Origin of the sequence: Bradyrhizobium sp. HKCCYLR20261 (assembly GCF_051168435.1) — a bacterium.
GTDB lineage: Bacteria > Pseudomonadota > Alphaproteobacteria > Rhizobiales > Xanthobacteraceae > Bradyrhizobium.
In genome coordinates, this window is the sequence record NZ_JBNPUZ010000005.1 from 268,641 (window position 1) to 289,702 (window position 21,062).

The window sequence follows — 21,062 nt, forward strand, 5'->3', positions numbered from 1 at the left end:
TCCGTCGTCAGACTTTTTCGACTTCGGGACGGCCGAGGAGGCCGGTCGGCATGAAGATCAGCACCACGATCAGGATCGAGAACGCCGCGACGTCCTTGTACTCGACCGAGAAATAGGCCGACCAGAACGTCTCGATCAGGCCGATCGCGAGACCGCCGAGCATCGCGCCGGGCAGTGAGCCGATGCCGCCGAGCACGGCGGCGGTGAACGCCTTGATGCCGGCGACGAAGCCCATGAAGAAATCGACCAGGCCATAATACAGCAGGTACATCATGCCGGCGACGGCGGCGAGCGCGGCGCCGATCACGAACGTCATGGAGATGGTGCGGTCGACGTCGACGCCGAGCAGCGCCGCCATGGTCTGGTCCTGCTCGCAGGCGCGCATGTCGCGGCCGAGCCGGGTGCGCGACACCAGCCACGTGAACAGCGCGAGCAACACGATCGTGGTGATCACCACGACGATCTGGATGTTGGACAGCTGCACGACGAAGCCGCTGTCGCCCTCGTGCAGCGTGTAGCCGCCGGTGATGATCGGCGGCACCGGCTTGACGCGCGCGCCCTGCGAGACCTGAGAGAAGTTGGTCAGCACGAACGACATGCCGATCGCCGACAGCATCGGCGCCAGGCGGAAGGAGTGGCGCAGCGGCCGATAGGCGATGCGCTCGATGGTCCAGCCATACAGCGCGGTGATCGCCATCGACACCAGCAGCACGATCAGCAGGATGACGGGAACCGCGGTCAGGCCGATCGACACCAGCACCAGGAATGAGATCAGCGCGATGAAGCCGCCGATCATGAAGACGTCGCCATGGGCGAAGTTGATCATGCCGACGATGCCGTAGACCATGGTGTAGCCGATGGCGATCAGGCCGTAGATCGAGCCGAGCACGAGGCCGTTGATGAGCTGCTGCGCGAAATAATCCATGAACTGCCGTTTTGAGACTGTCGATACTCGTTCGCAACGCGGCGGGGACCTCGCGGGCGGGTGTTGGTATTCCTCCACACCCGCGGCCGCAGGCAACGCGTCCTGGAGTACTAACAGCTAGGAACCGTCTGCCGCAACAGCGTGCAGTGCCACAATTGCGGGCTTATCCCGCCTGCTTTGATGGCTGGTTCCGCGGCCATGATTTCGCCCGATGCCCGAGTGTCGCCTGATGCCGGCAAAATGCAGCGAGAGGCAACGCGAACCCCGGTTCCCGCATTGGTTGTCATTGCAGCGTCACCGAGGAGACCCGCATGAGCAGCCTGACGGACAAGAACCAGGGCCACCAGAACCCCGGCCAGAATCAGCAGGGGCAGACCAGCGGCAAGCCGCTCAGCCAGGACCAGGGGCAGGAGGGGGCCCAGCGTCCACAGGAGAAGCCGCCAGGCCAGGATCGTGGCGGCTGAAGGCCGTTGCCGTCGGTGGACCCGCCAGCGGTCCTTACCGCCTTTGGCCCTCCGCCTGGGCGCCCGTTAAGGTAAACAAAGGGTTTAAATTGCCCGCTGCATTTGCCGCGCGTTAGCTCGTCTGGAACTCGCCATGCCGGCGGGGGACGGGACGTAGAGGCGGGCGAGCATGATCAAGAACATTGTGATCAGGAACTGGCGGCTGAGCTGCGTCAATGGCGTGCTGCTGGCGCTGTATTTCGTCCCGGTCTGGACGACTGTGGCCTTCCAGATCATGGTGTCGCCGATCCAGGGGCTGTTCGCGCGGCCAAATATCGCCGTGGCGCTGTTCATCAGCGACCATTTGCATCTGTCCGCGATCGACACGGTCCGCGCCGCCTGGCTGCTCGCCCTGGCGCGACTGACGGTCGCAGGTTTCTTCGCGATGTTCCTGGTGCTGATCCTCGTGCCGCGGGTGCGAAAGGTCGCGGGCTATGTCGAGTCGCTATCGATCGGGCTTGGTCTCGGCAGCATCCTGGCGTTCACCAGCATGATCCTGGCGTCCCAGGTCGGGGAGACCCAGGCACTGCGTCTGCATGCCACGGAGCTGCTGATGCTGTTGGGGACCGCGATCGTCATGCTCGTGGAGAAGCCGGCGACGCCGGCTCATTCGTCCGACGAGGCGTGTGCCATGCCGGCGCTGGACGTCGAGCGCGCGGCGCAGCCCAGCAGCTAGTTTCCTTTGATCAGCGCTGGGTCAGGAAGCCCAGCACGGCGTCGTTGAACGGGCCGGCCGCCTCGACATTCGAGATGTGCGCGGCGTCGACGATGGTCATGCTGGCGCCGGGAATACGGCTGCGAATCGCTTCCGCCATGTTGATGGGCGTCGATTTGTCGTAGCGGCCGGCCACGACCAAAGTCGGGCTCTTGATGCCAGGGAGATCCTCGCGCAGGTCGAGCGCGCGCAGCGCCGCGCAGCTGGCGAGATAGCCCTCGACCGGCGTGGCGAGCAGCATGGCCTTCATCCGGTCGGCAACCTCGGGATTGCGCTCGCGGAACTCCTGCGTCAGCCAGCCGGCAATCACCGTGTCGGCGATTCCGGAGAGACCCCCCTCCGTGACGGCCTTGATTCGCGCGTCCCAGATCGCCGGATCGGGGTAGTAGCAGGTGGTATTCGCGAGCACGACCTTGCCGAGACGCTCGGGGGCGTGCGCGGCAAGCCACTGGCCGACCATGCCGCCCATCGACACCCCGCACCAGTGCACCTTGTCGATGTTCAGATCGTCCAGAATCGCGATCGCATCGCGGCCGAAGCGCTCGATGGAGTAGGGCCCGGGGGCGACCGTCGACTTGCCATGGCCGCGCCGGTCATAGCGGATGACGCGAAAGACCTGCGTGAAGGCACGCATCTGCGGCTCCCACATCTGCAGGGTCGAGCCCAGTGAGTTCGACAGCATCAGGGTCGGCCCGCCGTCGCGGCCCTCGACGGTGACGTTCAACAGACAACCGTCGGCATCGATCATCGGCATGGGCGCAATCCTTGTCGCAGGCGGCGGTCAACGCCGGAGGAATCGTGCAGATTTGATGGCGAACTAACCATTGCGGGCGCCGTCTGCCAATCAAAACCCGCCGGCCGGGAGACCCGGAATGCTGCGGTGCTCCCGCGTTTCTGCAACGCTTGACGGCGCTGCTTGCCCTTCCTTTTGGGCGTTCGGTGCTTTACTTGAATGCCTCTAACCGCGCCAATCCGGGGGAATGCTCATGGCAATGACGATGACGGGCGAGGTCCAGCTGGCGGCTCCGCGTGAGGCCGTCTGGGCCAAGCTGAACGATCCTGAGGTACTCAAGGCCTGCATCCCCGGCTGCGAGGAGCTGGAGAAGACCGAGGATGGCGGCTTCCGTGCCGTCGCCAAGATGAAGGTCGGACCGGTATCCGCGCGCTTCAAGGGCAAGGTCACCTTGAGCGATCTCGATCCGCCGAACGGCTACAAGATCTCCGGCGAGGGCGAGGGCGGTGTCGCCGGATTCGCCAAGGGCGGCGCGGTCGTCGGCCTGGCGGAGAAGGATGGCGGAACGCTGCTGAGCTACAATGTCGACGCGCAGATCGGCGGCAAGCTGGCGCAGCTCGGCCAGCGCCTGATCAACGGCGCTGCCAAGAAGCTCGCCGATGAATTCTTCGCGAACTTCGCCAAGGCCGTTCAAGGCTGACCGCAACCGACCCATACGCTGTCCGGGGCGAGGTTGCCCGTCGCGGAGAGCGTCAATATGATGGTTTTCGACCGATTTTTGCTGGGCTGCGCTGCAGTGCAACGCTGTGCGCGGAATATAGAGAGTCCTGAATGGCCAAGATTTCCATGATTGTGAACGGTAATCCCGTCACGGCGAATGTCGACCCGCGGACGCTGCTGGTGCAGTTCCTGCGTGAGAATCTGCGCCTCACCGGCACCCATGTCGGCTGCGACACCTCGCAGTGCGGCGCCTGCGTCGTGCATCTCGACGGCAAGGCGGTGAAGTCCTGCACGACGCTCGCGGTGATGGCCGACGGTCACGAGGTCCGCACCATCGAAGGTCTCGCCGCAGACGGCGCGCCGCTGCATCCGATGCAGGAGGCCTTCCGCGAGCACCATGGTCTGCAGTGCGGCTTCTGCACGCCGGGCATGATCATGACCGCTGTCGATCTCGTCCACCGCAAGGGCCACGAGCTCAGCGAGGAGACGATTCGCGAGGAGCTCGAAGGCAATCTCTGCCGCTGCACGGGCTATCAGAACATCGTGCAGTCCATTGCTGCCGGCGCCAAGGCGATGGCCAAATCGGACCTCGCCTAACAGCCGGACCCCGCCTCAGCCGCCCGCCGCGACAGGACATTCCCCATGTACGAATTCAAATATCACCGGCCGGCCACCGTGCGCCAGGCCGCGAATCTCCTCACCAAGAACGAGGACGCCAAGCTGGTCGCCGGCGGTCACACGCTGGTGCCCGTCATGAAGCAGCGGCTCGCCAGCCCGCCGCATCTCGTCGACCTTTCGCATGTCGAAGGTCTGGACACGATCGAGGTCAAGGGCCGCAACCTCGTGATCGGCGCGATGGCGCGCCATGCTGACGTCGCGAACTCCGCCACGGTCGGCGAGGCGATTCCGGCGCTCGCGCATCTGGCCAGCCTGATCGGCGACCCCGCCGTGCGTCATCGCGGCACGATCGGCGGCTCCATCGCCAACAACGATCCGACCGCCGACTATCCGGCAGCGTGCCTCGCGCTTGGCGCGACCATCGTCACCAACAAGCGCAAGCTGAAGGCCGAGGAGTTCTTCCAGGGCCTGTTCACGACCGCACTGGAGCCGGACGAGATCATCACCAAGGTGAGCTTCCCGCTGGCGAAGAAGGCCGCTTACGTCAAATTCCGCAACCAGGCTTCGCGCTACGCGCTGGTCGGCGTGTTCGTCGCCCGCCGTCCGTCGGACGTGCGCGTCGCCGTCACCGGCGCTGGCGGCAACGGCGTATTCCGCGTCACCGCCTTCGAGGAAGCGCTGCAGAAGCGCTTTTCGCCGAAGGTGCTGGAAGGCATCCCGGTGTCGGCCGAGGGGCTCAACAGCGACATCCACGGCAGCGCCGAATATCGCGCCCACCTGATCGGCGTGCTCGCGCGCCGCGCGGTCGATGCCGCCAATGCCGAGGCCAAGGCCTCGACGGCGTCGGACGGAGCCGCCGAGCCCGAAGCTCCGGCGTCGTGACGTCGAAGGAAGCGGTCTCGCCATGAGTGCTCCGGCTCTGCCAGCATCGGTCGATGCGATGCTCGAATTGTTGTCGTCGCGCGGCTATCTGGCCGAGCGATCGCTGGCGACGGTGACCTATCTGTCGCTGCGCATGGGCCGGCCGCTGTTTCTCGAAGGCGAGGCCGGCGTCGGCAAGACCGAGATCGCGAAGGTTCTGTCGGCGGCGCTCGGCCGCAAGCTGATCCGCCTGCAATGCTACGAGGGTCTCGACGTCGCGTCCGCCGTCTATGAGTGGAATTCGGCGGCGCAGATGATCGCGATCCGGCTGGCGGAAGCCGGCGGCGACGTCGACCGCGACCAGTTGTCATCGGACATCTTCGCCGACCGTTACCTGATCAAGCGCCCGCTGCTGCAGGCGCTGGAGCCCGATGTCGCCGGCGCCCCGGTGCTGCTGATCGACGAGCTCGACCGCGCCGACGAGGCCTTCGAGGCCTATCTGCTCGAAATCCTCTCTGACTTCCAGGTCACGATCCCCGAGTTCGGCACCGTCAAGGCGCCGCATCCGCCGATCGTCATCATTACCTCGAACCGCACCCGCGAGATCCACGACGCGCTGAAGCGGCGCTGTCTGTATCACTGGGTCGACTATCCCTCCGCCGAGCGCGAGCTCGCGATCGTCAAGACCCGGCTGCCCGGCATCTCGCAGCGGCTGTCGCAGCAGATCGTGCGTTTCGTGCAGGCCCTGCGCGACCAGGATTTCTACAAGTCGCCGGGGGTCGCCGAGACACTGGACTGGGCCACGGCGCTGACCGAGCTCGATGCGCGCTCGCTCAATGCCGAAGTCGTCGGCGATACGCTGGGCGCGCTGCTGAAGTATCAGGACGACATCGCCCGCATGCAGGGCGATGCGTTGAACAAGGTGATCAAGGACGCGACCAGCGAGACGTAGGTCCCGCTGGTGCCTCAAACAACGGTCGTCATTCCGGGATGCGTGCGCAGCACGCAGGCCCGGAATCCATAACCACGATCGTGAGTATGGATTCCGGGCTCGCCCTTCGGGCGCCCCGGAATGACGGCCTCAAGTTGAGGCGCGTCTGGACTTCGAGGGGATCAGGCCATGCCCACCAGCATCAATCACCTCGCCCCGCCTACCGGCGGCATCGCCGACAACATTGCGGGCTTTGCGCGCGCGCTGCGGGCCGCTGGTCTGCCCGTCGGGCCGGGCGCCGTCATCGACGCGATGACCGCGCTGGAGGTCATCGACATCGGCAAGCGGCCGGACGTCTTCACCACGCTGGAATCGATCTTCGTCAAGCGCCACGAGCACGCGCTGATCTTCGCCCAGGCCTTCGACCTGTTCTTCCGCCCGGCCGAGGAATGGAAGTCGATGCTCGATTCGGTGCCGCTGCCGGATCACGCCAAGAAGAAGCCGCCGCCGGCCTCGCGCCGGGTGCAGGAGGCGATGTCGCAGCCGCAGATGCATGAGGAGCCGAAGGCGCAGGAGCAGGATCTGCGCCTCTCGGTGTCCGACCGCGAGGTGCTGCAGAAGAAGGACTTTGCGCAGATGAGCGCTGCGGAGATCGCCGAGGTCGCGCGCGCCATCGCCAAGATGCGGCTGCCGCAGGCCGAGCTGAAGACCCGCCGCCACACCACAGATCCGCGCGGCCACCGCATCGACATGCGCAAGACCCTGCGCCAGGCGCTGCGCACCGAGGGCGAGATCATCAACTTCCATCGTCTCGGGAGAATCGAGAAGCCGGCGCCGATCGTGGCACTGCTCGACATCTCCGGCTCGATGAGCGAGTATACCCGGCTGTTCCTGCATTTCCTGCATGCCATTACCGATGCCCGCAAGCGCGTTTCGGTGTTCCTGTTCGGCACCCGGCTGACCAATGTCACCCGCGCGCTGCGGCAGCGCGATCCGGACGAGGCGCTGGCGAGCTGCTCGGCCAATGTCGAGGACTGGGCCGGCGGCACGCGGATTGCCACCTCGCTCGAGACCTTCAACAAGCAATGGGCGCGGCGCGTGCTTGGGCAGGGCGCCATCGTGCTCCTGATCTCGGACGGACTGGAGCGCGAGGCCGACAGCAAGCTCGCCTTCGAGATGGACCGGCTGCACCGCTCCTGCCGCCGGCTGATCTGGCTGAACCCGCTGTTGCGCTATTCCGGCTTCGAGGCCAAGGCGCAGGGCATCAAAACCATGCTGCCTCACGTTGACGAATTCCGCCCCGTACATAACTTGACGTCGATCGAGACCCTGATCTCGGCGCTGTCGGCGCCGCTGCCGCCGCATCAGCGTAGCGCCATCCGGCCTGCCGCCTGATCAGTCCAAAGGAGATCACCATGCTCAACCGGGACGAAGACATCCTCAAGGCCGCCGAGGACTGGCACAAGGGCGGACACGGCGTGGCTCTCGCCACCGTGGTCGAGACCTGGGGCTCGGCGCCGCGCCCGGTCGGCTCCAATCTCGTGATCAACGACGATGGCACCTTCCTCGGCTCGGTGTCCGGCGGCTGCGTCGAGGGCGCCGTCGTCACCGAGGCGCTGGACGTGATCTCCAGCGGCCAGCCGAAGATGCTGGAGTTCGGCGTCGCCGACGAGACCGCCTGGAATGTCGGGCTGTCCTGCGGCGGCACCATCCGCGTGTTCGTCGAGAAGGTGGGCTGATCGATGCAACTGTCGACACTGGCCGAGCTCAACGCCGAGCGCGCTGCGCGCCGCCCGGCTATTCTCGTCACCGACGTTGCCTCCGGCGAGCAGCGCCTGGTCAAGGCGGCGGCGATCGCCCGCGATCCGCTGAGCGATGAGCTCGCCAAGCATCTGCGCATGGGCAAGAGCGGCATGGTCGAGGCGGGCGGCAAGCGGCTGTTCCTCAACGTCTACGCGCCGACGGCCAAACTCGTGATCGTCGGTGCCGTCCATATCAGCCAGGCGCTGGCGCCGATCGCAAAATCGCTCGGCTATGACGTCACCGTCGTCGATCCGCGCACGGCCTTTGCCAGCCCGGAGCGCTTCCCGGACGTGCCGCTGATCGCCGAATGGCCCGACGTGGCGCTGCCGCCGCTCAACGTCGATCACTATACCGCCTTCGTCGCGCTGACGCATGATCCGAAGATCGACGATCCGGCGCTGCTGCACGCCTTCTCGCGCGACTGCTTCTATATCGGCGCGCTCGGCTCGCGGAAGACGCACGCCAAGCGGCACGATCGGCTGCGGGCGCTGGGGGCCAGCGACGCCGACATCGCCCGTATCCACGCGCCGATCGGCCTCGCCATTGGCGCGGTGTCGCCATCGGAGATCGCGGTCTCGATCATGGCCGAGATCACCGCGACGTTGCGGCTGCCGGCCAAGGAGAAAGAGCAGGCGGCATGAAGTTCGGTCCTGCCAGTCCGCATGAGGCCATCGGCGGGGTGACCGTGCACACCCTGCGCAAGGGATCCTTGGTGCTCAAGAAGGGCACCTTGATCGGTCCCGCCGAGGTCGACGCGCTGGTCAGGGAAGGGGTCAAGGAGATCGTCGTCGTCCGGCTCGAACCTGGCGACGTGTCCGAGGACGAGGCGGCCGCCGATGTTGCCAACGTCGTGGCGGGTGAGGGCATTCATGTCGATCGCGCCTTCACCGGCCGCGCCAATCTGTTCGCGGCGCAGCCCGGCGTGTTGGTGATTGACCGTGCCGCAGTGGACCGGATCAACGAGATCGATGAGGCCATCACCTTCGCGACCTTGCCGGCGTTCAAGCCGGTGGTCGAAGGCGAGATGGTCGGCACCGTCAAGCTGATCCCGTTCGGTGTGGAGGGCCGGCTGCGTGATGCTGCGGTGGCCGCGGCAGGCCAGGGCGCGCTGCGCATTGCTCCCTACATCGTCAAGCGCGTCGGCGTGGTCTCGACGATTCTTCCAGGACTCGCGCCGAAGGTCATCGACAAGACGCTGCGGGTCACAGCCGAACGTCTGGCGCCTGCCGGCGCTGCCATTATCGCCGAGCGTCGCGTGCCGCATGAGCAGGCCGCGCTGGCGGCGGCCATCAAGGAGCTGCTGGCGCTCGGCGCCGAGCTCGTCATCGTATTCGGCGCCTCGGCGATTGCCGATCGCCGCGACGTGATCCCGGCCGCGATCACCGGCATCGGCGGCGCCATCACCCATTTCGGCATGCCAGTCGATCCAGGCAATCTGCTCCTGATCGGCAGCGCTGGCGGCGTGCCGGTGCTCGGAGCGCCCGGCTGCGCCCGCTCGCCGGCCGAGAATGGTTTCGACTGGGTGCTGATGCGGCTGCTCGCCGGCATCAAGGTGACCCGCGCCGAGCTGACGGCCATGGGCGTCGGAGGTCTGCTGATGGAAATCGTGACCCGGCCGCAGCCGCGCGCCAAGCCGGAGGAGACCGAGGGCGAGCGCAAGGTCGCCGCCATCGTCCTCGCCGCCGGACGCTCGACCCGGATGGGCGGGCCGAACAAGCTGCTCGCCGAGCTCGACGGCAAGAAGCTGGTGCGGACGGTGACCGAGCAGGCGCTGGCGTCCAAGGCGAGCGAGGTCATCGTCGTCACCGGCCATCAGGCCGAGCTGGTCGAGCAGGCGCTCGCCGACCTCGAGGTCCGCTTCGTCCGCAATCCCGATTTCGCCGGCGGCTTGGCCAGCTCGGTGAAGGCAGGCATTGCTGCAGTGCCGGAGGGCATCGACGGCGCCGTGGTCTGTCTTGGCGACATGCCGATGGTGTCGTCCGATCTGCTCGATCGGCTGATCGGCGCCTTCGCGCCCGATCGCGGCAATTTGATCGTCGTGCCCGTCTCCGAAGGCCGCCGCGGCAATCCCGTGCTGTGGTCGCGCCGCTTCTTTGCCGAGCTGATGACGCTGGACGGCGACGTCGGCGCGCGGCACCTGATCGCCAAGCACACGGAGGCCGTCGCCGAGGTGCCGGTCGACGGCGACAGCGCCTTCCTCGACATCGATACGCCGCAGGCGCTCGAGGCCGCGCGGCGGGGGTGATCTTTGTCGCCTGCGGGACTCTCACCTTGTCATTCCGGGGCGCGCGGAGCGCGAGCCCGGAATCCATAGCCACAGGAAGTCGTGGGAGGCCACGCTCGTCGTGGGAAATCTCGCCTCACGACATCTTCCTGTGGTTATGGATTCCGGGCTCATTCGCGCTGCTCCAAAATGGCTTCGCCACTTTGCGCGCGAATGCCCCGGAATGACGCCGACCAAACCCGGTCTCAACCTCTCATTCACCAAGTCTCAACGACCCCCGGCTAGATTTGCCGACATCGGGCCTCGGGGGAGGAGAGAGTGATCATTTCGACCACCGCGCGACGTCTCGCGCTGTTTGCATTTGGACTGACCGTGATCGTCGGCGCCGCGCGCATCGCGACCACCGTGATCAGCCCGGCGCATGCCGCCGGTGCCTTCGCCATCGGCCAGTGCGCGGCCTATGGCCAGGCGTTCGACTACCCGGCCGAGCACCTCGCCAAGGCCGCAGCGCTCAAGCAGTGCAAGGGCGACTGCACCGCCGTGACGATGAAGAAGGCCTGCGCGGCTTTCTCCGTCGACCTAACGAATCCTTGCGGCCCCCACGGCTATGCGGTGCGGCCGAAGATCTCTGCCTCGCTCAACGAGGCCACGCGCGAATGCTATAAGTATGGCGGCAAGGAATGCGTGATCCGGGCCTGGGTGTGCGACGCCAAGGGCTGATGGCTCGGCAATCTGAGTTCCACGCGCGCACTTTCGATTCACGACTTCACGCCCGGAATGGCCTTGCTATTCTGGGCGCTCGCAATTTGGAATTGGAAGTGACATGCAATTCGACACCAAGATCGCGCTCATCATCCGGAACGATCTCGAAGCGTGGCAGAAGCTCAACGTGGCGGCGTTCCTTGCCAGCGGCATTGCTGCGGCATTTCCGGAATGCATCGGCGCACCCTACGAGGATGGCTCCGCGACGAGCTATCACGCGCTGATTGGCCAACCGATCCTGATCTACGGTGCACCCGACAACGCGGCCTTGGCGCGCGCCCTGGATCGGGCGTTGTCGCGCAACGTCAAGCCGGCGGTCTACACGGAAGACATGTTCAAGACGACGCATGACGAGGCCAACCGTGCCGCCGTGAAGGCGGTGGCGCGTCCCGATCTCAATCTGGTCGGACTGGCGTTTCGTGCCGAGCGCAAGGTGATCGACAAGGTCGTCGACGGGCTGAAGTTTCACGCGTGAGCTTCGTGCTGTCATGAAACTGTTATATGCTGCGCATCAAAGCAGCAGCTCCCTTTGATACCGATCAAGACCGCGAGACCGCGGGGTCGTTAGTTTGCGCCTCAACATGAGGAGCAGACCGATGCAGACCATGAAAGCCGCCGTCGTCAAAGCCTTTGGCAAGCCGCTCGTCATTGAGGACGTACCCGTGCCGGTGCCCGGTCCGGGCGAGTTGCTTGTGAAGTTGAAGGCCTGCGGCGTGTGCCACACCGACCTCCACGCCGCCTCCGGCGACTGGCCGGTGAAGCCGACGCCGCCGTTCATTCCCGGTCACGAAGCCGCAGGCGTGGTCGCCGCGCTCGGCGCTGGCGTGACCGATTTCAAGGTCGGCGACGCGGTTGGTGTGGCCTGGCTGCACGATGCCTGCCTGCGCTGCGAATATTGCGAGACCGGCTGGGAAACCCTGTGCGAGCACCAGCACAACACCGGCTACAGCGTGAACGGCGGCTTCGCCGAATATGTCATCGCCTCCGCCGCCTTCGCCGCGCGCCTGCCGGCCGATGTGGACTTTGCCAGGGTGGCGCCGATCCTCTGCGCTGGCGTCACCACCTACAAGGGCCTGAAGGAAACCGACACGCGTCCCGGCGAATGGGTCGTCATCTCCGGCGTCGGCGGCCTCGGCCACGTCGCGCTTCAATACGCGAAGGCCATGGGCTTGAAGGCGATCGGCCTGGACATTGCCGAGGGCAAGCTGAAGCTGGCGCTGGAGGCCGGCGCCGAGCATGCCGTCAACGCGCTCGACAAGGACGCCGTGGAGCGTGTCATCGCGATCACCGGAGGAGGGGCGCACGGCGTGCTGGTGACGGCCGTGTCGACACCCGCCTTCGCGCAGGCGCTGAAGATGGTTCGGCGCAAGGGCACCGTCAGCCTGGTCGGCCTGCCGCCGGGCGAATTCCCGACACCGATCTTCGACGTCGTGCTCAAGCGTATCACCGTGCGCGGCTCGATCGTCGGCACCCGCCGCGACCTCGACGAAGCCATCGCCTTCGCCGCCGAAGGCAAGGTGAAGGCCGAGGTGACGACGGCGCCGCTGTCGGAGATCAACACCATCTTCGACCGCATGAAGGCCGGCAAGATCGACGGCCGCGTGGTGCTCGACTTCACCTGATCATCGCGTCGCGCCCCGCGCAGACGGTCGCCATCCTTCGAGTTGGCGGCCGTCTTGATCTGGATCACGCCTGCGGCGCGCCGGACTGGCACAGTCTGCCGATGACCGCCGTCACCAAGATCGTCTTCCTCGGTGCGAGCAGCGCATCGTTCGGGCTCAGTGTGTTCAGGGACCTGTTCTCGACGCACGATCTCGCCGGGTCGACGCTGGTGCTGGTCGGTCGCGACACGACGCGACTGGCGCGGGCGGAGCGCTTGGCGAGGCTGCTGAACGATCTCTCCGGCGCAGGCCTCGAGATCGAAGCGACGACCGACTGGCGCGCCGCGCTCGACGGCGCCGGCTTCGTGATCCATTCCACCGCGATCGATCGCAACCGGCTGTGGAAGCTCGACTTCGAGGTGCCGCGCAAATACGGCATCCGTCATACGCTCGGCGAAAATGGCGGACCGGGCGCGCTGTTCTTCACGCTGCGCACCTTGCCCGTGGTGTTCGATTTCGTGCGTGAGATGGAGCAGCGCTGTCCGCAGGCGCTGTTCATCAACTTCTCCAATCCGGAGAGCCGCATCATCCTCGCGCTCGGCCTGCACAGCAAACTTGCGCATATCGGCCTTTGCCACGGCATCTTCATCGCGCGCAGCCAGGTGGCAGCGATCCTGGGCTTGCCCGAGGGACGCGTCGAAGTGGCAGGTGCCGGGCTCAATCACTTCCAATGCCTGCTGCAGATCCGCGACCGCGAGACCGGTATCGATCTCTATCCGCTGCTGCGCGAACGGGAGCGCGGCCACGATCCCGAGGTCGCGCCGCTGACCCGAACGCTGCTGCGCGACTTCGGCTGTTGGCTCGGCTGTGGCGACGGCCATGTCGGCGAGTATCTCGCCTATGGCTGGGAGGCGGGCGAGCGCGGCTATGATTTTGCCTGGGACGAGGCGGAGAGATCCAAGCTGATCGGCCAGATCGATGATGTCCTGTCGGGGCGCGCCGACGTGCCGGATTGGTGGCGGATGCCGTCGGGCGAACGCGCGGTGACAGTGATCGCGTCGGTGCTGCACGACCGCAGGCAGGTGATCGAGTCCGGCGTCGTGCTCAATCGCGGTGTGGTCTCCAATCTTGCGGCGGACGCAGCCGTGGAAGTGCCCGTCGTTGCCGATCGCGGCGGCATTCATCCGGTCTCGCTCGGGCCGCTGCCGGATCCCGTCGCCAAGTTGATGTCGGTCCAGGTCCAGGTGCAGCAACTGGCGGTGCAGGCCGCCATGACGGCCTCGAAGGAGCTCGCGCTGCAGGCGCTGCTGATCGATCCCGTGGTCAACTCGGGCTCGGCGGCCCGCAAGATCCTCGACGAGCTCTGGGAGATCAACCGTCCCTATATCAGGCCGTGCGCCTGATCCCGCGGCTGATCCCCGCTTCGCGCCAATCGGTCCGCAGCACGCTGCCTCGCAGGAGGCGGGAACCGACCACTTCTCAGAGCGCCTTTACAATGACTGACTAGTCAGTCATATTTTGTGCATGTCGAAGTCATCGAGACGAACCGGAGAGGGAAGGGCCGCTGTGGCCGCCTCCGCAAAACAGGACGCGACCGACGCTGCGGTGTCGCGGCGCGCCGATCGCGCGGCCGAGCGCCGGGCGTCGATCGTGCAGGCCGCCATGGACGAATTCATCGCCCGCGGCTTTGCGGCGACGCGCCTTGACGACATCGCCAAACGGGCAGGGGTCGCCAAGGGTACGATCTACCTGCACTTCAACGACAAGGAATCGATGTTCGAGGAACTGATCCGAACTGCGATCGTGCCCTTCGTCGGCCGTTTGGCCGCGCCGCCGCCGAGGGGCGGCTCGGTGCGCGACATGGTCGAAGCGTTGGCGCGAATGTTCCTCCAGGAGATCGCCGGCACAAAGCGGGCCGATCTCGTCCGGCTCATCATCGCGGAAGGGCCGCGCTTTCCTGCGATCGCCGATTTCTATTACCGCGAGGTCGTCTCGCGCGGTCTCGACGCGATGCGCGCGCTGATCCAGTTGGCGATCACGCGCGGCGAGATCCGTGAGCCCAAGCTCGTGCAGCATCCGCAGCTGATGATCGCGCCGATGATGGTCGCGGTGATCTGGAAGAGCCTGTTCGAACGCCATGCACCGCTCGATGCGGAAGCGATGCTGCAGACGCATCTCGATCTGATCTTCGGGCCGAGGAGGCCAGCATGAGCCTGCTGCATTGCCTCGCCGTGCTGGTCACGGCCTTCAGCTTCGATGGTTGCAAGGAGACGCGCGATCCCGGCTACCAGGGCTGGGTCGAAGCCGACATGATCTTCGTCAGCCCGGACGAAGCGGGGCGTGTGACCAAACTCAACATTCGCGAAGGCGACGAAGTCAAGGTCGGCGATCCGCTCTATTCTGTCGACGACGATCTGCAGCAGGCCGATCTCAACCAGACCAAGGCGACGCTCGCCAACGCGCAGCAGACCTATGACCGTGCCGCCGCGCTGAGCAAGACCGGGGCGGGGACGCAGGCCACGCTCGATTCCGCCGTCTCGGCGCTGCGCATCGCCGAGGCGCATGTCGTGACCTCGCAGACTCGGCTGGCGCGGCGCAAGGGCGTGGCGCCGGTCGCCGGCACCATCCAGCAGATCTATTTCCGCGAGGGCGAGATGGTCGCCGCCCAGCGGCCGGTGCTGTCGATCATGCCGCCTGGGAACATGAAGGTGCGCTTCTACGTGCCGGAGACGGACCTGCCGAAATTCGCCGTCGGCGACGAGGTCAAGGTCACCTGCGACAATTGCGCCGCTGATCTCACTGCGCGGGTGTATTTCCTGGCGACGACGGCGGAGTACACGCCGCCGGTCATCTACAGCCTCGAGGAGCGTAACAAGCTCGTCTACCTCATCCAGGCGCGCCCCTCTCGGCCGGATGCGTTGCGCGTCGGCCAGCCCGTCAGCATCTATCCGAACCCGAAGACGCCGGTGGCGGACAAGCGATGAGCGCGGCCGGACCAGCCGGGATCGCGATCGACGTCAAGCGGCTGAGCAAATCCTTCGACGGCCGCGAGGTCGTGCATGACCTGTCCATGCAGGTGAAGCGCGGCTCGATCTATGGCTTTCTCGGGCCGAACGGCTCGGGCAAGACCACGACCATCCGCATGCTCTGCGGCCTCTTGACCCCCGACAGCGGCGAGGGCACCTGCCTCGGCTTCGACATCCGCCGCGACGCCGACAAGATCAAGCGGCGTGTCGGCTACATGACCCAGCGCTTCAGCCTGTATCAGGACCTCTCCGTGAGCGAGAACCTCGAGTTCGTCGCGCGGCTCTACGGCATGCCCGATCCACGCCGTGCCGCGCGCGACATGGTGCAGCGCCTCGGTCTCTCCGGCCGCGAGCGGCAGCTCGCCGGCGAATTGTCGGGCGGCTGGAAGCAGCGGCTGGCGCTCGGCGCCTGCACCTTGCCGAACCCGCAACTGCTGCTGCTCGACGAGCCCACGGCGGGCGTCGACCCGAAGGCGCGGCGCGACTTCTGGAACGAGATTCACGCGCTCGCCGGCGAGGGGCTGACCGTGCTGGTCTCGACCCACTACATGGACGAGGCCGAGCGCTGCCACGAGATCGCCTATATCGCCTATGGTCATCTGTTGGCGCACGGCACCGTCTCCGAGGTGATCGCGCAGTCGGCGCTGACGACATACACCGTCAGCGGCGATGATCTGCGTGCGCTTGCGGCCGATCTCGCCGGCAAGCCCGGCGTCGACATGGTGGCGCCTTTCGGCACCAGCCTGCACGTCTCCGGCCGCGACGCCAAGGCCCTGGACGAGACGATCGCGCCGTGGCGCGACAAGCCCGGCCTGCAGTGGCAGCACGCCGCGCCGTCGCTCGAGGACGTCTTCATCGACCTGATGAACCGGTCGCGGGACAATTTCCAATGAGCGAGACCGCGCATCAGCAGAGCATTCCTTCGCCGCGCTTCGGCTTCTGGCGGCGCACCTATGCGATGCTGGTCAAGGAGTTCATCCAGCTGCGCCGCGACCGGGTCTCGTTCGCGATGATCGTGATGCTGCCGGTGATGCAGCTGATGCTGTTCGGCTACGCCATCAACACCACGCCGCACCATCTGCCGGCGGCGGTGCTGCTGCAGGAGGACAGCGATCTCGGCCGCTCGATCCTCAAGGCGATGGAGAACACGGCTTATTTCCGCTTCACCCGCGAGGTCACGAGCGTCGCCGAATTCGACGATCTCCTGCTCTCGGGCAAGGTCCTGTTCGGCGTCGAGATCCCGCGCGGCTTTGAGCGCGCCGTCCGCCGCGGCGACCGTCCGGCGCTGCTGGTTGCCGCCGATGCCACCGATCCGGTAGCAGCGTCCTCGGCGCTGTCCTCGCTCGGCACCATCGTGCAGACCGCGCTGTCGCACGATCTCTACACCGGTGATCCGGTCACGACGCCGTTCGAGATCAGGGCCCATGCCCGCTACAACCCGGCCGCTTCGTCGCGGCTCAACATCGTGCCGGGCCTGGTCGGCACCATCCTGACCATGACGATGCTGATCTTCACCGCGCTGTCGGTGACGCGCGAAATCGAGCGCGGCACGATGGAGAGCCTGCTGTCGATGCCGATCACGCCGGTCGAGGTGATGCTGGGCAAGATCATCCCTTACGTGATGGTCGGCTTCCTCCAGGCGACGATCATCATCGGCATCGGCGTGCTGCTGTTCGGAGTCCCCGTGATGGGCAGCCTGCTGCTGCTGGCGCTGCTCTCGACCCTGTTCATCGCCACCAACCTCTCGATCGGCTACACCTTCTCCACATTGGCGCAGAACCAGCTGCAGGCGATGCAGCTCTCGATGATGTTCTTCCTGCCGAGCATCCTGCTGTCGGGCTTCATGTTTCCGTTTCTTGGCATGCCGCAATGGGCGCAGATCGTCGGCGAATGCCTGCCGCTGACGCACTACCTGCGGATCGTCCGCGCCATCATGCTCAAGGGCTCGACGCTGGCCAACCTCCAGCATGACACGATCGTCCTGTTCGGCCTGATGCTGTTCGCCATGACCGTTGCGGTGATGCGCTTCCGCCGCACCCTCGATTAGGGCAGAATGGCGGCCGGGCAGAGGACCGGCTGGGGCATGATGCGAATCTCGGGGATAGGCAAGGCAAGCGGTACGGCGGCCGCGCCGGCGGAGTTCAACCATGCGCTGATGCGCCAGACGTTGAACACCGAACTGTTGCGGGTGAAGGCCCTGATCGCGACGGCGACGCTGTTTTTCGTTATCACCACGGTAGTCGACATCTTCGTGCCGCGCATTTCGGAATGGATCTGGCCGAACCGAACGCGGATCCTCGATGTCCACGTGGTCATCGTATCCTTCATCGCCTTCGAGCTTCTCATCCTGTTCCGGATCAAAGCCCATATGCGCCGCGACCGCGACGTGCCGGTCGTCTGGCGCTACATCAGCGCCCTGGTCGAAACCTCGATGCCGACGCTCGTGCTCATCATGCAGATCGAGGGGATTGGTGCGGACAGGGCGCTCGGCTTCGGCGCGCCGCTGGTCTATTTCATCTTCATCATTCTCTCGACCTTGCGTCTCGATTTCTGGCTGTCGAGCTTCACCGGCCTGGTGGCTGCGGCGGAATTGCTGACGGTCGCGCTGACAGGCCGTCCCTCCATCGATGTCAGCCAGCATCCCGAGATCTACTATCACGGGGAACGCAGCTTCATCATTTTCCTGAGCGGCCTGCTGGCCGGGGCCGTCGGCGTCCAACTGAGACGCCAGTTCGCAGCGAGCATCGAAGCGGCCTCGGCGCGCGATCGCGTGACCGACCTGTTCGGCCAGCATGTCTCGCCGCAGGTTGTCGAGCGTCTGATGAAAGAGGGTACCGCGGAGGCGCGCGACATCCGGCAGGTCGCGGTGATGTTCGTCGATTTCCGCGGCTTCACGGCTGCGGCGCGATCGAAGTCGCCGCAGGAGGTTGTCGACCGGCTCGACGGCGCCTTTGCCGTACTGGTCGAGATCCTCGAGCGTCATGGCGGCATCGTGAACAAGTTTCTCGGCGACGGCTTTCTCGCGCTGTTCGGCGCACCGTTCGAGACCCGCGACGCCGCGGCGCAGGCGGTCGCGGCGGCGCGCGAGATGGTGGCATCGATGCAGGACGTCAACGCCGCGTCGTCCTGGCCGCTGCGGATCGGCATCGGCATCCATCTCGGCGAGGTCGTCGCCGGCAGCATCGGCTCGCCGCGCCGCAAGGAATACACCGTGATCGGCGACACCGTGAACTTCGCGTCCCGGCTGGAGGCGCTGAACAAGGAGTTCGGCTCGCAATTGCTGATCTCGACCGAGGTCCGGCAAGCCGCGGGTGATGGCGCCGAAAATGCGGTCTTCCACGGCGAGGTCGTCGTGCGCGGCTACGATCGGCCGTTCGAGGTCTGGCAGCTGCACTAGCAGTTGATGCCGCCGTCCCGGTCGGCGATTTACAACGGCGCATCCCCAAGGTTTACTCCCCCCCAACGAACAGGAATCAGGGGGAAATGCATGATCCGATCGAGGACCTCGTTGATCGCGGGCGTCGGCCTTGTCTGCGCTGCCGCCATGGGCTCGGCCCGCGCGGACGACGCCGGCTGCAGCAGGGTGACGGCGGAGGCGCTGAAGGTCCCCGGGCTCACCTTGACCGGATCGAAGCTTCAGGAAGCCGGCGACGGGCTGCCGCGGCACTGCATCCTCTCCGGCAAGGTCAACGAGCGGACCGGAGTCGATGGCCGGGCCTATGCCATCCAGTTCGAGATCAGGCTGCCGGAGACCTGGAACGGCCGCTTCCTGCATCAGGTGAACGGCGGCAATGACGGCGTCGTGGTGCCTGCGCTCGGCGACAAGGCCGACGGCCTTGTCAGTGGCGGCACCACGCCGCTGGCGCGCGGCTTCGCCGTGCTGTCGTCGGACAGCGGCCATTCCGGCAGCGATCCCGCCAACAAGCCGCGAGGGCTCGCGGCGGGCTCGGCCTTCGGGCTCGACCCGCAGGCGCGCCGCGATTACGGCTATTCCGCCGACATCACGCTGGCGCCGATCGCCAAGGCGATCATTGCCGCGCATTACGGCAAGAAGCCGGATTACTCCTACATCGCCGGCTGCTCCAATGGCGGCCGTCACACGATGGTCGCGGCCGAGCGCATGCCCGAGCAGTATGACGGCTTCCTGGTCGGCAATCCCGGCTTCAACCTGCCGCGCGCGGCCGTGCAGCATGCCTGGGATGTGCAGGCACTGACCAAGGCCGATGCCGACATCCGTAAGTCGATCACCCGCGAGGACGCCAAGCTGATCTCGTCCAAGATCATCGAGCTCTGCGACGGTCTCGATGGCGCCAAGGACGGGCTGACGGCCAACCTGAAGGCGTGCCAGAAGACGTTCAGCTTCGACAGCCTGCGCTGCGCTGCCGGGGCGACCGACGCCTGCCTGCCGGCCGCGAAGGTCGATGCGCTGAAGACGATCTTCGCCGGCCCGCGCAATTCGAAGGGCGAGGCGCTGTATTCGGATTGGCCGGCCGATGGCGGCGTCGGCACCGGCAACTGGCGCGCCTGGAAGGTCGAAAGCCCGGTGGCGCCGTGGAACAACCTTCCGATCATCGCCACCATGGGCGGTGCCTCGCTGAACTACATCTTCTCGACGCCGCCGGTGGAGGTCGAAGGCTCGCCGGACAAGCTCGTGGAGAAGCTGCAAGCCTACGACTTCGACAAGGACGCGCCGAAGATCTACGCCAAGGAGGGGCCGTTCACGGAGTCCGCGATGGACTTCATGACGCCGCCCGCGGTCGACAATCCGACCTTGCCGGCGTTCCAGAACGGCGCGCGCAAGATGCTGATCTATCACGGCCAGGCCGATCCGGTGTTTTCGGTCAACGACACCATCCGCTGGTACGAGAAGCTCGATGCCAATGTGCAGGGCAAGGCCGATACGTTCGCTCGCCTGTTCGCATTGCCCGGCGAGACGCATTGTGGCGGCGGCGTCACGCTCGAAAAGTTCGATGCGCTGGGCGCGCTGATGGACTGGGTCGAGAAGGGCAAGGCACCTGAGGCGATCACGGCTTCGGTCAATCCAGCCAACAAGGAGCTGCCGTCCGCGTGGAGCCCGCAGCGGTCGCGGCCGCTGTGCCCGTGGCCGAAGTTTGCCAAATATGTCAGCGGCGACATCGAACAGGCGTCATCCTTCACCTGCGCCGCGGAGTAGCGGCCTAGACCTGGGGCGCGACGAGGTTCTCCACCCGGACCTTGTCGCGCTCCTCGATGATCTCGGCGATCCATTGCCGGTGGCAGTGCGCGTGATCACGCTCGTAGCAGAGCAGGCAGACGGGGCCGGCGGTCTTGACCAGCGACGCCAACTCGTCCATCTGCTCCCTGGCCTGCGGCGTCTTCAGATGCGCGCTGTAGATCTTGTGCAGCGTATCGTAATGGCCGCTACGCGCCGCCTCGCGACCTTCCTTCGGCGTACCGAGCCCGCGCAGATGGACATAGGCGATGCCGCGCTCGTCGAGCCCGGCGGCGAGCTGGCTCTTGGCGAAGCCCGGCCGCCGTGACGCCGCCACCGCGCGGACGTCGACCAGAAGCTTCACGCCCGCTGACTGCAGTTCGTCGAGCACCGCCTTGGCCGGCGTGTGCTCATAGCCGATGGTGAACAACGTTGTCTTGGCCATCGTA

Annotated in this window: 23 protein-coding genes; 20 read left to right on the forward strand and 3 right to left on the reverse strand. The window is 66.0% G+C overall.

The genetic code is table 11. From position 1 onward, the window contains the following. Positions 1–7 precede the first annotated feature (7 nt). Positions 8–925: an ABC transporter permease subunit gene (locus ACQR1L_RS13865; protein WP_434858511.1), complete on the reverse strand. Its 918-nt coding sequence runs from the start codon at positions 923–925 to the stop codon at positions 8–10. A 311-nt stretch (positions 926–1,236) separates the two neighbouring features. Between ACQR1L_RS13865 and ACQR1L_RS13870 the strand changes: the two genes are divergently transcribed. Together ACQR1L_RS13870 and ACQR1L_RS13875 are read left to right on the forward strand one after the other, a co-directional pair. After that, entirely contained in the window at positions 1,237–1,389 is a 153-nt protein-coding gene (locus tag ACQR1L_RS13870) for a hypothetical protein (RefSeq protein WP_434858512.1), read from the forward strand. 169 nt (positions 1,390–1,558) lie between these two features. Then, the gene (locus ACQR1L_RS13875) at positions 1,559–2,104 is read left to right on the forward strand and encodes a hypothetical protein (RefSeq protein ID WP_434858513.1); all 546 of its coding nucleotides are present in this window, start codon (positions 1,559–1,561) and stop codon (positions 2,102–2,104) included. A 10-nt stretch (positions 2,105–2,114) separates the two neighbouring features. Here the strand turns inward: ACQR1L_RS13875 and pcaD are convergent, their stop codons facing one another. Then, entirely contained in the window at positions 2,115–2,897 is a 783-nt protein-coding gene (pcaD, locus tag ACQR1L_RS13880; RefSeq protein ID WP_434858514.1) for a 3-oxoadipate enol-lactonase, read from the reverse strand. A 232-nt stretch (positions 2,898–3,129) separates the two neighbouring features. On the opposite strand from pcaD, the gene ACQR1L_RS13885 reads away from it, so the two are divergent. From ACQR1L_RS13885 to ACQR1L_RS13970, 18 genes are all read left to right on the forward strand, one after another. Beyond that, positions 3,130–3,576 (forward strand): SRPBCC family protein, encoded by a 447-nt coding sequence (locus ACQR1L_RS13885; RefSeq protein ID WP_006612358.1) that lies wholly within the window; start codon positions 3,130–3,132, stop codon positions 3,574–3,576. 131 nt (positions 3,577–3,707) lie between these two features. Beyond that, positions 3,708–4,193, forward strand: a complete 486-nt coding sequence (locus ACQR1L_RS13890) for a (2Fe-2S)-binding protein (protein WP_006612357.1) — start codon at positions 3,708–3,710, stop codon at positions 4,191–4,193. A gap of 45 nt (positions 4,194–4,238) precedes the next feature. Continuing rightward, positions 4,239–5,096 (forward strand): FAD binding domain-containing protein, encoded by an 858-nt coding sequence (locus ACQR1L_RS13895; protein ID WP_434858515.1) that lies wholly within the window; start codon positions 4,239–4,241, stop codon positions 5,094–5,096. Positions 5,097–5,118: 22 nt separating this feature from the next. Further along, on the forward strand, positions 5,119–6,027 hold the full coding sequence (locus tag ACQR1L_RS13900) for an AAA family ATPase (protein WP_434858516.1): 909 nt from the start codon (positions 5,119–5,121) through the stop codon (positions 6,025–6,027). A gap of 168 nt (positions 6,028–6,195) precedes the next feature. Continuing rightward, positions 6,196–7,401 (forward strand): vWA domain-containing protein, encoded by a 1,206-nt coding sequence (locus ACQR1L_RS13905; protein ID WP_434858517.1) that lies wholly within the window; start codon positions 6,196–6,198, stop codon positions 7,399–7,401. 20 nt (positions 7,402–7,421) lie between these two features. Further along, a complete protein-coding gene (locus ACQR1L_RS13910; protein ID WP_434858518.1) occupies positions 7,422–7,745 on the forward strand; it encodes an XdhC family protein in 324 nt (107 codons plus the stop codon). Between the two features lie 3 nt (positions 7,746–7,748). Further along, complete coding sequence (locus tag ACQR1L_RS13915; protein ID WP_434858519.1) at positions 7,749–8,450, forward strand: XdhC family protein; 702 nt, start codon at positions 7,749–7,751, stop codon at positions 8,448–8,450. After that, entirely contained in the window at positions 8,447–10,054 is a 1,608-nt protein-coding gene (locus ACQR1L_RS13920) for an NTP transferase domain-containing protein (RefSeq protein ID WP_434858520.1), read from the forward strand. Before ACQR1L_RS13915 ends, ACQR1L_RS13920 begins: the two co-directional genes overlap by 4 nt. Positions 10,055–10,351: 297 nt before the next feature. Then, positions 10,352–10,753, forward strand: coding sequence for a DUF4189 domain-containing protein (locus ACQR1L_RS13925; protein WP_434858521.1), 402 nt, complete (start codon positions 10,352–10,354; stop codon positions 10,751–10,753). Positions 10,754–10,856: 103 nt separating this feature from the next. Further along, positions 10,857–11,270 carry a DUF2000 family protein gene (locus tag ACQR1L_RS13930; protein WP_434858522.1) on the forward strand — a complete coding sequence of 138 codons (414 nt, stop codon included), beginning with the start codon at positions 10,857–10,859 and terminating at the stop codon, positions 11,268–11,270. A 121-nt stretch (positions 11,271–11,391) separates the two neighbouring features. After that, a complete protein-coding gene (adhP, locus tag ACQR1L_RS13935; RefSeq protein WP_434858523.1) occupies positions 11,392–12,417 on the forward strand; it encodes an alcohol dehydrogenase AdhP in 1,026 nt (341 codons plus the stop codon). 101 nt (positions 12,418–12,518) lie between these two features. After that, positions 12,519–13,799, forward strand: coding sequence for an alpha-glucosidase/alpha-galactosidase (locus tag ACQR1L_RS13940; protein ID WP_434858524.1), 1,281 nt, complete (start codon positions 12,519–12,521; stop codon positions 13,797–13,799). 121 nt (positions 13,800–13,920) lie between these two features. Next, positions 13,921–14,607: a TetR/AcrR family transcriptional regulator gene (locus tag ACQR1L_RS13945; protein ID WP_434858525.1), complete on the forward strand. Its 687-nt coding sequence runs from the start codon at positions 13,921–13,923 to the stop codon at positions 14,605–14,607. Next, positions 14,604–15,380: an HlyD family secretion protein gene (locus tag ACQR1L_RS13950; RefSeq protein ID WP_434858526.1), complete on the forward strand. Its 777-nt coding sequence runs from the start codon at positions 14,604–14,606 to the stop codon at positions 15,378–15,380. Before ACQR1L_RS13945 ends, ACQR1L_RS13950 begins: the two co-directional genes overlap by 4 nt. Next, the gene (locus tag ACQR1L_RS13955; protein ID WP_434858527.1) at positions 15,377–16,315 is read left to right on the forward strand and encodes an ABC transporter ATP-binding protein; all 939 of its coding nucleotides are present in this window, start codon (positions 15,377–15,379) and stop codon (positions 16,313–16,315) included. The genes ACQR1L_RS13950 and ACQR1L_RS13955 overlap by 4 nt, the downstream gene beginning before the upstream one ends. Continuing rightward, positions 16,312–17,469: an ABC transporter permease gene (locus tag ACQR1L_RS13960; protein WP_434858528.1), complete on the forward strand. Its 1,158-nt coding sequence runs from the start codon at positions 16,312–16,314 to the stop codon at positions 17,467–17,469. Before ACQR1L_RS13955 ends, ACQR1L_RS13960 begins: the two co-directional genes overlap by 4 nt. Positions 17,470–17,508: 39 nt before the next feature. Beyond that, on the forward strand, positions 17,509–18,819 hold the full coding sequence (locus ACQR1L_RS13965) for an adenylate/guanylate cyclase domain-containing protein (protein ID WP_434858783.1): 1,311 nt from the start codon (positions 17,509–17,511) through the stop codon (positions 18,817–18,819). Between the two features lie 90 nt (positions 18,820–18,909). Next, positions 18,910–20,595 carry a tannase/feruloyl esterase family alpha/beta hydrolase gene (locus tag ACQR1L_RS13970; RefSeq protein ID WP_434858529.1) on the forward strand — a complete coding sequence of 562 codons (1,686 nt, stop codon included), beginning with the start codon at positions 18,910–18,912 and terminating at the stop codon, positions 20,593–20,595. A gap of 4 nt (positions 20,596–20,599) precedes the next feature. On the opposite strand, the gene ACQR1L_RS13975 is transcribed toward ACQR1L_RS13970, so the two are convergent. Further along, the gene (locus ACQR1L_RS13975; protein WP_434858530.1) at positions 20,600–21,058 is read right to left on the reverse strand and encodes a DUF488 domain-containing protein; all 459 of its coding nucleotides are present in this window, start codon (positions 21,056–21,058) and stop codon (positions 20,600–20,602) included. Positions 21,059–21,062 lie beyond the last annotated feature (4 nt).

Coding starts and splice junctions, on each gene's coding strand:
- ACQR1L_RS13865 (WP_434858511.1), bottom strand. CDS start 925: ATGGATTATTTCGCGCAGCAGCTCATCAACGGCCTCGTGCTCGGCTCG.
- ACQR1L_RS13870 (WP_434858512.1), top strand. CDS start 1,237: ATGAGCAGCCTGACGGACAAGAACCAGGGCCACCAGAACCCCGGCCAG.
- ACQR1L_RS13875 (WP_434858513.1), top strand. CDS start 1,559: ATGATCAAGAACATTGTGATCAGGAACTGGCGGCTGAGCTGCGTCAAT.
- pcaD (WP_434858514.1), bottom strand. CDS start 2,897: ATGCCGATGATCGATGCCGACGGTTGTCTGTTGAACGTCACCGTCGAG.
- ACQR1L_RS13885 (WP_006612358.1), top strand. CDS start 3,130: ATGGCAATGACGATGACGGGCGAGGTCCAGCTGGCGGCTCCGCGTGAG.
- ACQR1L_RS13890 (WP_006612357.1), top strand. CDS start 3,708: ATGGCCAAGATTTCCATGATTGTGAACGGTAATCCCGTCACGGCGAAT.
- ACQR1L_RS13895 (WP_434858515.1), top strand. CDS start 4,239: ATGTACGAATTCAAATATCACCGGCCGGCCACCGTGCGCCAGGCCGCG.
- ACQR1L_RS13900 (WP_434858516.1), top strand. CDS start 5,119: ATGAGTGCTCCGGCTCTGCCAGCATCGGTCGATGCGATGCTCGAATTG.
- ACQR1L_RS13905 (WP_434858517.1), top strand. CDS start 6,196: ATGCCCACCAGCATCAATCACCTCGCCCCGCCTACCGGCGGCATCGCC.
- ACQR1L_RS13910 (WP_434858518.1), top strand. CDS start 7,422: ATGCTCAACCGGGACGAAGACATCCTCAAGGCCGCCGAGGACTGGCAC.
- ACQR1L_RS13915 (WP_434858519.1), top strand. CDS start 7,749: ATGCAACTGTCGACACTGGCCGAGCTCAACGCCGAGCGCGCTGCGCGC.
- ACQR1L_RS13920 (WP_434858520.1), top strand. CDS start 8,447: ATGAAGTTCGGTCCTGCCAGTCCGCATGAGGCCATCGGCGGGGTGACC.
- ACQR1L_RS13930 (WP_434858522.1), top strand. CDS start 10,857: ATGCAATTCGACACCAAGATCGCGCTCATCATCCGGAACGATCTCGAA.
- adhP (WP_434858523.1), top strand. CDS start 11,392: ATGCAGACCATGAAAGCCGCCGTCGTCAAAGCCTTTGGCAAGCCGCTC.
- ACQR1L_RS13940 (WP_434858524.1), top strand. CDS start 12,519: ATGACCGCCGTCACCAAGATCGTCTTCCTCGGTGCGAGCAGCGCATCG.
- ACQR1L_RS13945 (WP_434858525.1), top strand. CDS start 13,921: ATGTCGAAGTCATCGAGACGAACCGGAGAGGGAAGGGCCGCTGTGGCC.
- ACQR1L_RS13950 (WP_434858526.1), top strand. CDS start 14,604: ATGAGCCTGCTGCATTGCCTCGCCGTGCTGGTCACGGCCTTCAGCTTC.
- ACQR1L_RS13955 (WP_434858527.1), top strand. CDS start 15,377: ATGAGCGCGGCCGGACCAGCCGGGATCGCGATCGACGTCAAGCGGCTG.
- ACQR1L_RS13960 (WP_434858528.1), top strand. CDS start 16,312: ATGAGCGAGACCGCGCATCAGCAGAGCATTCCTTCGCCGCGCTTCGGC.
- ACQR1L_RS13965 (WP_434858783.1), top strand. CDS start 17,509: ATGCGAATCTCGGGGATAGGCAAGGCAAGCGGTACGGCGGCCGCGCCG.
- ACQR1L_RS13970 (WP_434858529.1), top strand. CDS start 18,910: ATGATCCGATCGAGGACCTCGTTGATCGCGGGCGTCGGCCTTGTCTGC.
- ACQR1L_RS13975 (WP_434858530.1), bottom strand. CDS start 21,058: ATGGCCAAGACAACGTTGTTCACCATCGGCTATGAGCACACGCCGGCC.